This is a genomic window from Streptomyces roseirectus (assembly GCF_014489635.1).
GTDB classification, from domain to species: Bacteria; Actinomycetota; Actinomycetes; order Streptomycetales; family Streptomycetaceae; genus Streptomyces; species Streptomyces roseirectus.
The window spans coordinates 9,565,839-9,579,803 of sequence record NZ_CP060828.1; the positions used below are offsets into that span (position 1 = coordinate 9,565,839).

10 protein-coding genes are annotated in these 13,965 nt (G+C 75.3%); 5 read left to right on the forward strand and 5 right to left on the reverse strand.

The genetic code is table 11. The annotated features are described in order from the left end of the window. Positions 1 to 69 precede the first annotated feature (69 nt). Positions 70 to 1,704 (forward strand): ribosomal protection-like ABC-F family protein, encoded by a 1,635-nt coding sequence (gene abc-f, locus IAG44_RS41215; protein WP_187752122.1) that lies wholly within the window; start codon positions 70 to 72, stop codon positions 1,702 to 1,704. Between the two features lie 32 nt (positions 1,705 to 1,736). Continuing rightward, entirely contained in the window at positions 1,737 to 2,663 is a 927-nt protein-coding gene (locus IAG44_RS41220; protein WP_187752123.1) for an aminoglycoside phosphotransferase family protein, read from the forward strand. Here the strand turns inward: IAG44_RS41220 and IAG44_RS41225 are convergent. Then, on the reverse strand, positions 2,629 to 4,356 hold the full coding sequence (locus IAG44_RS41225) for an HEXXH motif domain-containing protein (protein WP_187752124.1): 1,728 nt from the start codon (positions 4,354 to 4,356) through the stop codon (positions 2,629 to 2,631). The two genes, IAG44_RS41220 and IAG44_RS41225, sit on opposite strands and share 35 nt — an antisense overlap. A gap of 25 nt (positions 4,357 to 4,381) precedes the next feature. Then, on the reverse strand, positions 4,382 to 4,570 hold the full coding sequence (locus tag IAG44_RS41230; RefSeq protein ID WP_187752125.1) for a hypothetical protein: 189 nt from the start codon (positions 4,568 to 4,570) through the stop codon (positions 4,382 to 4,384). 273 nt (positions 4,571 to 4,843) lie between these two features. Between IAG44_RS41230 and IAG44_RS41235 the strand changes: the two genes are divergently transcribed. Next, a complete protein-coding gene (locus tag IAG44_RS41235) occupies positions 4,844 to 5,815 on the forward strand; it encodes an aldo/keto reductase (RefSeq protein ID WP_187752126.1) in 972 nt (323 codons plus the stop codon). Between the two features lie 3 nt (positions 5,816 to 5,818). Here the strand turns inward: IAG44_RS41235 and IAG44_RS41240 are convergent, their stop codons facing one another. Both IAG44_RS41240 and IAG44_RS41245 read right to left on the reverse strand, forming a co-directional pair. Beyond that, positions 5,819 to 6,394, reverse strand: coding sequence for an SMI1/KNR4 family protein (locus tag IAG44_RS41240; RefSeq protein WP_187752127.1), 576 nt, complete (start codon positions 6,392 to 6,394; stop codon positions 5,819 to 5,821). Next, complete coding sequence (locus IAG44_RS41245) at positions 6,391 to 8,106, reverse strand: acyltransferase (protein ID WP_246562931.1); 1,716 nt, start codon at positions 8,104 to 8,106, stop codon at positions 6,391 to 6,393. Before IAG44_RS41245 ends, IAG44_RS41240 begins: the two co-directional genes overlap by 4 nt. Before the next feature lie 184 nt (positions 8,107 to 8,290). Between IAG44_RS41245 and IAG44_RS44030 the strand changes: the two genes are divergently transcribed. After that, positions 8,291 to 11,125: a winged helix-turn-helix domain-containing protein gene (locus IAG44_RS44030; RefSeq protein WP_246562939.1), complete on the forward strand. Its 2,835-nt coding sequence runs from the start codon at positions 8,291 to 8,293 to the stop codon at positions 11,123 to 11,125. Beyond that, on the forward strand, positions 11,122 to 13,359 hold the full coding sequence (locus IAG44_RS41260) for an ATP-binding protein (protein WP_187752129.1): 2,238 nt from the start codon (positions 11,122 to 11,124) through the stop codon (positions 13,357 to 13,359). Before IAG44_RS44030 ends, IAG44_RS41260 begins: the two co-directional genes overlap by 4 nt. Before the next feature lie 25 nt (positions 13,360 to 13,384). On the opposite strand, the gene IAG44_RS41265 is transcribed toward IAG44_RS41260, so the two are convergent. Beyond that, the gene (locus tag IAG44_RS41265) at positions 13,385 to 13,957 is read right to left on the reverse strand and encodes a hypothetical protein (protein WP_187752130.1); all 573 of its coding nucleotides are present in this window, start codon (positions 13,955 to 13,957) and stop codon (positions 13,385 to 13,387) included. Positions 13,958 to 13,965 lie beyond the last annotated feature (8 nt).

Here is a 13,965-nt window from a genome sequence, read left to right on the forward strand (position 1 = left end):
GAGTCCGGGCACGGCGCACGCCGCCGTCATCGCCGCCCGTCGACCCTTCGTACCCTCAGGGAAAGTCACATGCGCGACCGCGCGCTCACTGCCGTGGCCCAGTTGTCCGTCAAGGACGCCACCAAGTCCTACGGCACCCGCACCGTCCTCGATCAGGTCACCTTCACCGTCCGCCCCGGCGAGAAGGCCGCCGTCGTCGGGGAGAACGGGGCCGGGAAGTCCACCCTCCTGCGGCTGCTCGCCGGGGTGGAGACACCGGACGCCGGGGAGGTCACCGTCAGCTTCCCCGGCGGCACCGGACACCTCACCCAGACCCTCGACCTCGACCCGGCCGGCACCGTCCAGCACGCCGTCGACCGGGCCCTCGCCGAACTCCGTGACCTGGAACGCCGGCTGCGCCACGCCGAACAGACCCTCGGCGACGCGACGGACCAGCAACTCGCCGAGTACGGCGAGCTGTTGACCGCGTACGAGGAACGCGGCGGCTACGACGCCGACGTCAGGGTCGACGCCGCGCTGCACGGACTCGGCCTTGCCCACCTCACCCGCGACCGCCCCCTCGCCACCCTGTCCGGCGGCGAACAGTCACGCCTCGCCCTCGCCTGCGTCCTGGCCGCCGCCCCCGAACTCCTCCTCCTCGACGAACCCACCAACCACCTCGACGCGGCGGCCGTGCACTGGCTGGCGGAGCACCTGCGCGCCCACCGGGGCACCGTCGTCGCCGTCACCCACGACCGCGCCTTCCTCGAACGCGTCGCCACCACCCTCCTCGAAGTCGACCGCGACACCCGCACCGTCCACCGCTACGGCGACGGCTGGAGCGGCTACCGCACCGCGAAGGCCGCCGCCCGCCGCGCCGCCGCCCAGCGGTACGCGGACTGGACCGCCGAGGTCGCCCACGCGCAGGAACTCCTCGACGCCGCGGGCCGACGCCTCGCCGGCACCGGCCGCGACCCGAAACAGGGCTTCGGCAAACACCGCCGCTCCCACGAGGCGAAACTCGGCGGCCAGGTGCGCGCCGTCCGCGAACGCCTGGCCCGCCTCCACCGCACCCCCGTGACACCACCCCCACAGCCCCTGCGCTTCACCGCGACCCCGACGACGCCGGACGACGGCCCCGGCGCCGGCCCCCTCGCCACACTCGACGGCGTCCGGGTCGGCCGGCGGCTGCACCTGGACGGCGTCCTCACGATCGCGCCCGGACAGCGGCTCCTCGTCACGGGCGGCAACGGCGCGGGCAAGACGACCCTCCTGCGCGTCCTGGCCGGCGACCTGGAACCGGACGCGGGCACCGCGCACCGCCCCGCCCGCATCGGCTACCTCCCGCAGGAACTGCCCGCCCGCCCCGCACGGCACACCCTGCTCGCCGCGTTCGCCGAAGGCCGGCCCGGACCCGCCGACGAGCACACCGCCGCACTGCTGTCCCTGGGGCTGTTCCGCGAGGAGGACCTGGAGGTCCACGTCACGGACCTGTCCGCCGGGCAGCACCGACGGCTCCAGCTCGCCCGCCTGCTGACCCGGCCCGCCGACCTCCTCGTCCTCGACGAACCCACCAACCACATCGCGCTCGACCTGGTCGAGGAGTTGCGGACCGCCCTCGCGGCGTACCCCGGAGCGGTGGTCATGGTCACGCACGACCAGCGCTTCCACGAAGGGCTCGACGGGGAACGGCTGGAGCTGCGCGCCGGCCGCCGGAGCCCGTGACCCACCGACCAGCACCAGAAAAGAGGAACCCGATGACCGCCCACCTGACCCCGAAGCAGCTCACCGACCGCACCTCCGCCGCCGTCCAGGCCGCCGTCGCCGCCGGACGCGCGCTCGGCCTGACCGTCACCGACCCCAGAGTGCTGCACGACCTGTTCTCCGTCGTCGTCCACCTGGCGCCCGCCCCGGTCGTGGCCCGCATCCCGACCGTCCTGCCCGAACCGCGCGACCCGGCCGCCCTGGAACGCCGCCAGCGCGACGAACTGGACGTCGCCCAGTGGCTCGCCGACCAGGGCACCCCGGTGATCGCGCCCAGCCCGCTCGTCCCCCGCGAGCCCGTCACGCGCGACGGCTTCTCCATGACCCTGTGGACGTACGTCGACGAGGACCGCGCCAGGCAGCCCGACTACGTGGCGAACGCCGAGAGCACCGCCGCCCTCCACGCGGCCCTGCGCGCCTACCCGGGCCGCCTGGAGTTCCTGTCCGCCGCCGAACCCGACCACATCACCGACAGCCTCGCCCGCCTGGAGAAACACCCCGACCTGATCAGCGCCGCCGACCTGGACCGGGCCCGCGCCGAATGGCAGGACCTCGAACCCCTCGTCCGCTCCCGCACGGCCTTCGAGGCCCGCTTCCCGGGCGCCGGCCTCCAGCCGCTCCACGGGGACTGCCCGCCCGCGAACATCTTCCCCGGCACCCGGGGAGACCTCTACGCCGACTTCGAACTGGTCACCCTGGGCCCCGTCGAATGGGACCTCGCCGGACTCGGCCCCGAGCACGCGGACGCCTACGACCGGGGCGCACGCCGGGCCGGCACCCGACCGCTCGACCGGGAGGCCCTGGCCTTCGTCAACGCCGTCGGCACGCTGCGGATCATCGCCACCCTCACCCTGGTCCCGCAACTGCCCCGGTTGAGCGACTACCTCACCCCGGTGATCGACCAGTGGCGGGCGGGATGACACAGGCGGCGGCCAGCTCCACGGGGTCCGTGCCGCCGCCGAGTTCCCGGTGCACCGCCAGCACGAACTCCGGGCGCTCCAGCAGGACCTGAGCCGCCGGATGCCCCTGTGCGTCCAGGGCGAGCCCCAGCCCCGACCACGCGTCGGGGTCGGGGCCGCGCAGGATCCGCGCCGTGAACGCGGCACGGGCCACGGCAGGGTCGCCGGTGACCAGGGCGACGTCCTCGGCACGGGCCCCCTCGACCGCCCCGGCGACCGTCCCCGGGTCCTCGCCCGCGAGCATCCGGCGCACCAGCACCGCACGCGTGTCCAGCCCGCGCGGCACAGGCGCCGGGACGACGGTGTCGCCGTCCGGCGCGGGCAGGGGCACCCCGGCCGTCGTCGCGTGGGCGCGGGCGGCGCGGGCGACCGAGTCGGCGGGCGGACGGACGTGCAACGCGCGCCAGGTGGCCCGGTGATCGGCGGCGGCCAGGGCGGCGCACCGCTCGATCCGCGCCGGGACCGGATCGGCGCGCCAGGCAGTCAGGCGCTCGGTCAGCGCGGCGACCAGATCACGGCCGAGCGGGGTGAGACGGGCCGCGTCCCGGACACCGGCGAGAGCGGACAGGGTCTGCTCGCGCCACAGGACGTACTCGAACCGCGCCAGGTCACCAGGGCGCCGCCGCCAGAACGCGGCGACCCCGGTGAACGCGTAGACGCCCTGGAGGAGACCCCCGAGCGGGCGGGGGTCGTCGCGCCAGGGGGCGTGGAAACGCTCGGCGCCGCCGTCCTCGTACAGGGTGAACAGGTGCATGAACGCGCTGAGCCGGTGGTGCTGGGACTCGTGGACCAGCGTGCACGCGAACTGCTCGGCGTCGTCGGGCTCGGAGGCGACCACCGCGCCGAACGCGTCGCCGGAGGACGCGCTGTGCGGCCGGTACGGCTCCGAGCGGGGCCGGGGGACCACGGAACGTAGGCCGGACGCGACGGCGCGCGCGGTCTCGGGATCGTCGGCCAGGATCCGCCACGCCTCGGCGAAGAGGCCGCTCCAACGGCCGGCGGACCGGACCGGCCTGGGCGTGAGCCGGCCGCGCAGGCCCCGGTACGGGTCGAGGTCGTCGAACGCCACGACGCAGCCGTCCGCCCGCAGTTCCCGCAGCGCGTGCCAGCCCTCCGCGCCCACCCGCACGGACCCGACGCGCACCACGCCCGCCTCCGCGACGACCTCGACGACGGGCTCCCCGGCCCGCGCGCCGCCGATCCCCGGCAGCACCGCCCACCCGTCGCGCACCGCGACCCGGCAGCGGAAGTCGAGCCCGGCGAGCACGGCGGCGGACGCGGCGACGGCGTGCAGATGACCGGCGTCCACCCACAGCGGGGTGTCACTCGCGACCGTCCCGCGCACCCGGCGCAGCGTGTGCGCTGCCCACGTCCCGACCGCCGGATACAGCAGCAGCCGCTCCACCTCGACGGGAGCGGCCCGCCACGCGCGCCGCAGCAGCTCCCAGCCGTCGGCGGGTGGGGGAAGCGGCGTGCCCGGCAGGGTGTCCGGCAGCGGGGCCATCGCGTCCGCGAGGGCCCGCACCAGCAGCAGCCGCCAGCTCCGCTCGCCCGCGAGGAGCGGCGCCACGGCGTCGGCGCCGCCCTCGCCCCGGAGCAGGGCGTCCAGGTCGGTCCGGGCCAGCCGGTGGGGAGGGGTGTCCAGAGAGGTCACGTGGGATTCCGGGTACGGGGGCGCGTCAGGCGGGGGCGCCGTCTTCGTCGCGCTGCGGGTTGTAGCCGCCCATGCTGCTCGCGGGGTCGTCGATCCGCCGCAGCAGGCGCCGCAGCGAGGCCGTCGCGACCGGCGTGTCCAGATTGAGGATGTCGTCCGGGCCGACGCCCCGGAGATCGGCCAGCTCCGCCTCGACGCTGTTCTGCTCGCTCACACCGCACCCATCCAGGGGGCCGGGCGGTGGTGCCGCCGCAGTCCGCGGGGGCCGGCCCGTGGCGGGCCGGGCAGTCCGGGCGGACCGCCGGGCAAGAATAGCGCGCAGGGGGTGGCGGCGGATGTGGATCGCCGGGGACGTCCGCGCGGCGGGGCGTCAGGGACGTCCGTGCGGCGGGGCGTTGAAAATTTCGGTGGTCCTTCGCCGCTGGTGGCCAGGTCACGGTGGCGCTACGGTCGTCGCAGACCGTCGAACCAGGGAGTCTGACCGCACATGCGCCACCGCGAACTCGGCCGTACCGGGCTGACCGTGTCCGAACTCGGCTACGGAGCCTGGGGGTTGGGCCAGGGCGCCTGGGTCGGCGCCGACGACGACTCCGGTGTCCGGGCCCTGCACCGGGCCCTCGACCTCGGTGTCACGTTCATCGACACCGCGCGCGCCTACGAACGCAGCGAGCGCGTCGTCGGACGGGCGCTGCGGGAGCTGCCCGGCGGCGGTGACGGGGTGGTCGTGGCGACGAAGGTCGGCCCCCGGGTGCCGGTGTCGCTGGCCACGAGCGGGCTCGACCCGATGGAGACGTTCCCCGGCTCGCACCTGCGCGAGAGCCTGGAGACCAGCCTGCGCGAACTCGGCCGCGACCACGTCGACATCCTCCAACTGCACACCTGGGAGGACGAGTGGACCGGACGCGGTGACCTCCTGGAGACGGTGGCCGCCCTCAAGGAGGAGGGCAAGATCCGGTTCTTCGGCATCTCCGTGAAGGACCACCAGCCCGACAACGTCCTCGCCGTCCTGCGCACCGGCGTCCTCGACACCGTCCAGGTCATCTACAACGTCTTCGAACAGGCCCCCGCCGACGCCCTGTTGCCCGCCTGCGAGGAGCACGGCGTCGGCGTGATCGTCCGAGTCGCCCTCGACGAGGGCGCGTTGACCGGGGCGATCCGCGCGGGCGTCACGTTCCCCGAGGGCGACTGGCGCAACTGGTACTTCCGCGACGACCGTCCCGCCGAGGTCGAACGCCATGTCGACGCGCTGACAGCCGACTTGGGCATCGGCACCGACGAACTGCCGTCCGCCGCCCTGCGGTTCGCGCTCGCCGGGCAGGCGGTGTCGACGGTCATCGTCGGGATGCGCTCCCTGGCGAACGTGGAGCGCAACGCCGCGATCGTGGGCCAACCGCCGCTCACGGCCGAGGAGTTGGCGGTGCTGGCGAAGCACCGGTGGGTGAAGAACTACTACAGCTGACGGCTACCAGGTGAGGCGGCCGTCCTCGGTCCTGCCGTGGGCGCGCAGATCGTCCGCGAGGGCGTGGAAGTAGCCGGCCAGGGAGTCGTGGACGCCGAACCGGTTGAGGTCGCCGTCGCTCCAACTCCCCACCCTGCCGGTCGCGGTGTCGATGAAGTCGCCGTAGAGCCAGTCCGTCTCGACGGCGAACGGGATCCAGTCGGGGTGCCAGGTCAGGCAGAGGGGGTCCGGGTCGGGGGAGGGGGCCATCGCCTCGTGCCCGGCGCGCGTGCGGGCGACCTGCACGATCTGCTCGACCGACAGGAGGTGCCGGCCGGACGGGAGGAAGGCGCCGCCCGGCGCGGTACCGGCGGTGTCCGGTGCGGTGCGGGCGGCGTCCGCCATCTGGACGCCGTCGTTGGTCAGCAGCCACGTCCACAGCTCCTGCGGGAAGCGCACGCCGAGCGCCGACTCGGCGTCGCTGATCTCCTTCGGGTGGGCGGGGCCGCGCAGGGCCGCCGCGTTGTGCGGGGCGTGTTGGTCGAGCCAGCGGGTGACCCTGGCCCAGGCCCGGCGGACGTTCTCGGCCTCGGGGTTCATCGCGGGGCTCCGGCGGGTTCGGGGCGGTGGACGCCGCGCGGGCGGTAGCCGAGGGAGTCGGCGCGGCCCAGGAGATCGGCGAGGTACCAGACGATCGCGAGCCACATCTCGGTGCCCTGGAGGCCCGGTTCGGGGTTCGTCGGACCGAAGGCGAAGCCCTCGCCGTCACGCCAGCGCGGCAGGATCAGCGCGAGCTGCCGCTCCGCCCAGACATGGACCTCCGGCAACCGGTGGGCGGACGTGCCGAGTTGACGGGTCGTCAGCCACAGGGGGTGGGCGACGTCCAGGACGTTGCACGCGTTGTCGCGGGCCGCGCCGAAGTGGCGGGGGTCCCGGGAGTGGTCCAGGACCGCGTCCACGACCCGCTCGGCGTGCGGGACCGGGAGGCCGAACTGGGCGAAGGAGCCCCGGGTGAGCCGGTAGTAGCCGTTCACGACCTGGAGGCGGCCGTCCGTGGGGGAGGGGGCGCCCCACATGCCGGTCCACGGGTCGGCGCGGGTCAGGAGCCAGCCGCACAGGGCCTCCAGCGTGCCCGGTCGCAGGCCGGTGTGGTCACGCCGGTTCCAGTGCGCGGCCGTCGCCCACGCGTCGATCCACGCGCCGGCCCCCCACGCCTCGTCCTTCCAGGTGAGCCCGTCGAGGCGCGCCGTGAGCTGACTCGCCGTCATCTCCTGGACGCCGCGCACGGGTTGGGGGAAGGAAGCGCCGAGGAGGTCGAGGGCGTAGCCGACGGACAGGATGTGGTACAGCTCGGCGCCGCCGCCGACGAAGCCGTCCGCCTCGGGAGCGGTGACCGGGCCGCCGAGTTCGGGGACGAGGCCGGTGGCCGGGTCCTGGGCGCCGGCGAGACGCTTCACGTGCTCCTCGGGCGTCAACTGGTCCGGAACGCGCGCCAGGAGGAGGTCCGCGATTTCCACGGCGTCGCAGTGCGCGCGCAGGGTGGGTGCGGTGCCGGGGCGGTCGGTGTAGTGGTCGCCGTTCCAGCAGCGGGCGATGAGGTCGGGGGCCTGGGCGCGGACGGTGTCGGCGAAACGGGCGAGGGGGTCCGGGGGGATCGGCGTGGGGGTGGCCGGCGAGGAGGCGGGGGTGTACGCCGGGAGCTGTGTGCCGTCTCGCTGAACCCCGTCGACGGGCCCCTGCGACCGCGGCTCCCGGCGGTCCCTCAGCGGTCGTGCCGGGTTCCCCGCGGCCACCGTCCACGCGGGCAGGTCCTTCGTCACCACCGCGCCCGCCCCGATGACGCAGTGGTCGCCGACCGTGACCCCGTCCACCACGACCACGTGGGACCCGATCCACACGTCGTCGCCGATCGTGATGCCCCGGCTGGTCTGCGGCTGCCGGAACACCGGCCGGTCGGGGGCCATGGAGTGGTTGAAGCCCAGCAGCGAGGTGTGCGCGCCGATCCGCACGGCGTTCCCGAGCGTGACCTTGCCCCGCACCGTGGTGTACGGGTTGAGGGTGCAGTCGGAACCGGCGGTCACCTCTCCGGTGACGTAGGCGTGCGCGGCGATGTACGAGTCGTCCCCGAGCCGCAGCCAGTCGGGGAACACGGCCGCCGACTCGGCGACGTAACACCGCTCGCCGATCCCGACGTCCCCGTCGATCCGGGCCTGCCGCTCGTGCTGCGCGGCCCGCTCCGCCTCGCCCGCCTCACCGGCGAACAGCCATGGACAGTGATCGAACCGCCGTACCGTTTCGTGCTGTTGATCCACTCGGGGAACGCTAGCCGGGCGGACGCACGCTGGAAAGGGCCCGGGGCGGCGCCCTGGCCGGGTACCTCTCCCCGCCCGCCGTAGGGAATGCCGCCTTTTGACCATGAATTTAGTCTTTGTTAAACCCTGCTCTTCACTTGTCCTACACAGTGAGGAGCCGTGCTCCGGTCCCGGGAAGGTGGCGATGACGACTGTGCGCGAAGGGGGCCTTCCCTCGCAGGTCACGGGCTTCGTGGGCCGGCGGCAGGCCCTGGCCGACGTCCGGCGCGGCCTGCGCACCGCGCGGCTGCTGACGCTCACCGGAGCGGGCGGCATCGGCAAGACCCGCCTCGCGCTGGCCGTCGCCGAGACGAGCGCGCGCGAGTTCCCGGACGGCGTGTGGGTCGCGCCGCTCGCCCCCACCCGGACGGACGCGGCGGTGCCCGGCGCGACCGCCACCGCCCTCGGCCTGCCCGACCTCGGCGTGCGCCCGGCGCTGGAACAGCTCACCGAACACCTCGCTCACCGCCGCGCCCTGCTGGTCCTCGACAACTGCGAGCACGTCGTCGACGCCTGCGCCGAGCTGTCCCGCGCCCTCCTGCTCGCCTGCCCCGGCCTGCGGATCCTCGCGACGAGCCGCCGCACGCTCGACACCCCCGGCGAGACCGTCCACGCCGTGCCCGCGCTGCCGCCCGAGGAAGCGGCCGAACTGCTGCGCGTCCGCGCCGCCGAGAGCGGCGTCGGCCACCGCGTCCGCGAGGCCGCCGACGCCGAGGTCACACGGCTCTGCGCCGGCCTGGACGGGCTGCCGCTCGCCATCGAGCTGGCCGCGTCCCGACTGGACACGGTCAGCGTCGAGGAGATGACGGTCCGCCTGGCGGACCGCTCCGCCGGGCCTACCGCGCTGCCCGCTCTGCGCGCGGCCATCGACTGGAGCCACGGACTGTGCACCCCGGCCGAGCGGGCCCTGTGGAACCGCCTGTCGGTCTTCGCGGGCGGCTTCACCCTGGAGGCGGCCGAGGAGGTCTGCGGCGGCGACAGCGTCTCCCGCTGCGAGGTCGTCGACCTCCTCGACCGGCTCGTCTCCCAGTCCATCGTCCTCGTCGACGACGTCGACGGCACCTCCCGCTACCGCATGCTCGAAGCCCTCCGCGCCTACGGCCGCGAACACCTGAACAACCTCGGCGAACGCGACGAACTCCTCCGCCGCCACCGCGCCTTCTACCTCACCCTCGCCCGCCGCACCACCAGCGACTGGTTCGGCCCCGGCCAGGAGGAGGCCCTGTCCCACCTGCGCGCGGAACACGCGAACATCCTGGCGGCCCTGGAGCGGCCGACGGGCCCCGAGACGCGGGGGGAACGCCCGGCGGACAGCGGAACGGCCGCGCGGCGACCGGCGGGCCCTGAGGCGGACGGGGTGTGGTCGGCGGATTGCGAGTCGGCCGGGCGGCGGCTGCGCTCCGGGGTGGCTGTGGCACGGGCGGCGGGCTCTGGAGCGGCTGTTCGGGGGTCGGCGGGCCCTGAGGCGGACGGGGTGTGGTCGGCGGATTGCGAGTCGGCCGGGCGGCGGCTGGGCTCCGGGGTGGCCGTGGCACCGGCGGCGGACTCCGGGGCAGTCCAGGCGCGGACAGCGGGCGTCGAGGCGGCGACGCAGCTTCATCCGGCGGGCCCAGAGGTCGCCCAAGCGCACCCGGCGGACCCCGGGGCGGCCCAGGTGCGGCCGGTAGACCCCGAGGCGCCCCAGCCGCTACCGGTGGCCCCGGGAATGGACCCGCAGCACCACTCGGTGGACCCCGAGGTCACCCCAGCAGGCCCGGCGGATCCCGAAGCCGTCCCAACGGACCCGGCGGGCTCCTCTGGCGCCCAACCGCACCTGGCGGACACCCCGGCCGCGCCGACGGACCAGGCCGACCCCGAAGCCGCCCAGCCGCGCCCGGCCGACCCCTCCGCCCAAGCACGCCTCGCCCTCGCCGCGGCCCTCGGCTTCCACTGGTGCTGCAACGGCTTCGTGGGGGAAGGGCGTCGACGGCTCGACGAAGCCCTCGCCGACGCGCCCGAGCCCACCGAGGCGCGTGCAGCCGCTCTGTGGACCGCCGCCTGGGTGGCCCAGATGCAGGGTGACCTCGATACCGCGGACCGGCGTCTGGACGAGGCGGATGCGTTGGCCGTGCGGCTGGGGGGTCCGCTGCTGCGGGCGTACGTGCGGGGTGAGCGCGGCACGCTGGCGTTGTACCGGGGGCGCCCGCACGACGCCGTTCCGCTGTTCGAGAGCGCGGTGGCGGAGCAGTCGGCGTCGGAGGGGGAGCAGTCGGCGTTGCGGTGGCTGTTCCAGTTGTCCCTGGCGCACCTCTATCTCGGGGATCCCCGTTCGGCGGAGACGGCCCGGCGTGCGATCGCCACGGCCGAGGCGCACGGTGAACGTCTGACGCGCGCGTACGCGTTGTGGGTTCTCGGGTACGACGCCTGGCTGCGCGGCAGCCCGGAGGAGAGCACGGCCCTCACGCGCGCGTGCCTGGAGATCCACCAGGGCTTCCACGACCACGCGGGCGTCGCCATGGCCCTGGAGGTGCTGGCGTGGGGCACCGCGGCCCTCGGCGACCACCCGCGCGCGGCCCGCCTCCTCGGCGCACTGCGCCCGCTGGCCTGGGAACTCGGCCCCACCGCCGCAGGCCAGTTCGCCGAGCCCCACGCCCGCTGCGAGACCGCCATCCTCGACGCCCTCGGCCCCGACGCCTACGCCGAAGCCCTCGCCGAGGGCGGCCGGTACGACACCCCCCGCCGCGCCGTCGCCCTCGCCCTCGGCGCCCCGGACACCGGCCGCGCGCCGGTCACCCTGACCCGCAAGGAACGCGAGGTCGCCGCCTGTGTCGCCCGGGGCCTGACCACCCACCAGATCTGCACCGCCCTGGGCCGCTCGCCCCGCACCGTCGACGGCCACCTCAACAGCGTCCTCACCAAGCTCGGCTTCATCCGCCCGAGCCAGATCGCGGCCTGGTGGACGGCGACGGACCAGGCACACGTGCCGGAGCCCGACGCGTGAGCGCGCCCGTGGGCAACCTGCCCGCGACGCTGACCTCGTTCGTCGGCCGGCGCCGTGAGGTCGCCGAGATCCGCCGCCTGCTCACCGTCGGCCGGCTCGTGACGCTCACCGGCACGGGCGGCGTCGGCAAGACCCGCCTCGCCCTGGCCGCAGGCGAGGCGTGCGCGAAGGCGTTCCCGGACGGCGTGTGGCTCGTGGACCTGGCCCCGGTCCGCGACCCGGCGACCGTGGCGGCCACGGCCGCGAGCGTCCTGCGCGCCCCCGACCGCCGCTCAGCCCCGGACCTCGACCGCCTCGCCGAACACCTGGCCCGGCAGCGGGCCCTGCTCGTGCTGGACAACTGCGAACACGTCGTCGACGAGTCCGCCGAACTGGCCAAGGCCCTCCTGACGGCCTGCCCGGACCTGCGCGTCCTCGTGACCAGCCGCGAAACCCTCGCCGTCACCGGGGAGCACGTCTTCACCGTCCCACCGATGCCGGTCGCGGACGAGGCCGTGGACCTCCTGTGCGACCGCGCGACGGCGCTGAGGCCGGACTTCCGCCTCACGGACGCGAACCGGGCCGAGGCCGCCCGGCTGTGCGCCCTCCTCGACGGACTGCCGCTGGCCATCGAACTGGCCGCGTCCCGGCTGCGCACCCTGTCCGTGACCCAGCTCGCGCACCGCCTGGCGGACCGCTTCGCCCTCCTCACCGGCGGCTGCCGCACCACGCACCCACGCCAGCGCACCCTGCTCGGCATGATCGAGTGGAGCTACGAGCTGTGCGCCCCCGAGGAACGCACCCTGTGGAACCGCCTGTCGGTGTTCACCGGCGGCTTCACCCTGGACGCCGCCGAGGAGGTCTGCTCCGGCGACGGCCTCCCCGCACACCACGTGGTGGACCTCCTGGACCGCCTGGTGTCCCGGTCCGTCGTCCTCACCACCCAGGCCGAAGGCCCGCCCCGCTACCGGCTCCTGGAGACCATCCGCGAGTACGGCCGCCTGCGGCTGACCGAGACCGGCGAACACCCCCGAACCCTGCGCCGCCACCGCGACTTCTACCTGGACCGCGCCGAACACCTCGCCGCCCGCTGGTTCGGCCCCGGCCAGCAGGACGCCCTCGCCTGGCTGCGCGCCGAACACGCGGACCTCGTGACCGCCCTGGAGTGCCCCGCCGCCGACGACGACGGCGAGGGCGCGCTGCGCCTCGCCGTGGCCCTGCGCCACCACTGGTGCGCGGACGGCTTCCTGACCGAGGGCCACCGCCAGCTCGACCGCCTCCTCGCCCAGCACCCCCGCCCCACCCCCGTGCGCGTCGGAGCCCTGTGGTGCGCCGCCTGGGTGGCCCTCCTGCGCGGCGACCTCAACCGGGCCCAGGAACTCCTCGACACCGCGGAACAGGCCGGCGCCGACGACCCGTTCGTGACGGGGCTGCGCGGCTCCCTCGCCGCCTTCCGGGGCGACATGCGCGAGGCCGCCGTCCACTACGACGAGGCCCTGGCCGCGCACCGCCGCGACGGCGACGGCCCGCAGGCCCTGTTCTGGCTGTTCCAGAAGAGCGTCGTCCAGGTCCACCTCGGCGACCCCGCCGCCCTCGCCACCAGCACCCGGGCCGTGGAACTCGCGGAGGAGCACGGCGAGCACCTCTACCGCTCCTACGCCCTGTGGGCGCTGGGTTTCGCGCGGTGGGCCCACGGCGACGAGGAGGGCGGCCTCGTCCACACCCGGGCCGCGCTGGAGATCCTGCGGGGCTTCAACGACTACGCCGGGACCGTGATGTCGCTGGAGATCTTCGCCTGGATCACGGCGGCACGCGGCGAGCACGAACGCGCCGCCGTCCTGCTGGGCGCGGTCCGCGCGCTGTCGCGGGCGACGGGCGTCTGCGCGGCCTACGCCTTCGGCGGACTGCACGCCCGCTGCGAGGCGAGCATCGTGGCGGCCCTGGGCGACGCGGGCTACGAGAAGGCCCTCGCGCAGGGCCTCGACCACGACACCCCCGCCCGCGCGATCGCCCTCGCCCTCGACGACGTCCCCGCCGCCGTCACGGGACCGGCCGCCGTCGACCCGCTGACCCGCCGCGAGCGGGAGGTCGCCGCGCTGGTCGCCGAGGGGCTGACCAACCGCCAGGTCGCCGGCGCCCTCGGCCTGTCGCCGCGCACCGCCGACACGCACGTCGCGAAGATCCTCGCCAAGCTCGGGTTCGTCTGCCGGGCCCAGGTCGCGGCCTGGTGGACGGAGAACCGGACGTCCGCGTAGCGGGCGGGCCTGCCGTCGCGGCCGGTCAGCCGGGGAGGCGGGCGTCGAGCCGGCGGGCCACGCGCACGAGCCGTTCCGCGTCGTCCCGTCCGTCGGCGGGCCGGGCGAGGGTGAGGACCCAGACGCGGGAGCTGGCCCGCCACACCACGAGGGCGACCCGCTGCGGCGGCTGGAACACCTCGGCGGTCTCGCTGAACGCGGCCTGCCCCAGACCGGTGACCTCGGCGGACCGCACCACGCGCATCCCCGCCGACGCCGGATCCCCGGCCAGGCCGCGCGCGGCCGTGACCTCGGCGTCGTAGGAGCGGCTGGAGGAGCTGAGCGTCAGCAGCGACGTCCGGTCCGCCGAGGCGTAGCTGCACGAGTCGAGGGCGGCGCGCGGGGCGGGCACGGGGGCGGTCAGCACCTGGCGCGCGGTGGCCGCGTCGAGCACGTCGCACAAACGGGAGGCCGAGGGGGCCGTCACCCGGTCGGCGGCGCTCGGAGCCGCGCCGGCGCACGAGGCGAGCAGGCCGCACAGCACGGCGACGGCGGCGGGCAGCGCGGCATGGGAGAGAGGCGGGTACGCCGGTTCGCGAGGCCCCTGTGCGTGTGTCATGTGTCCTC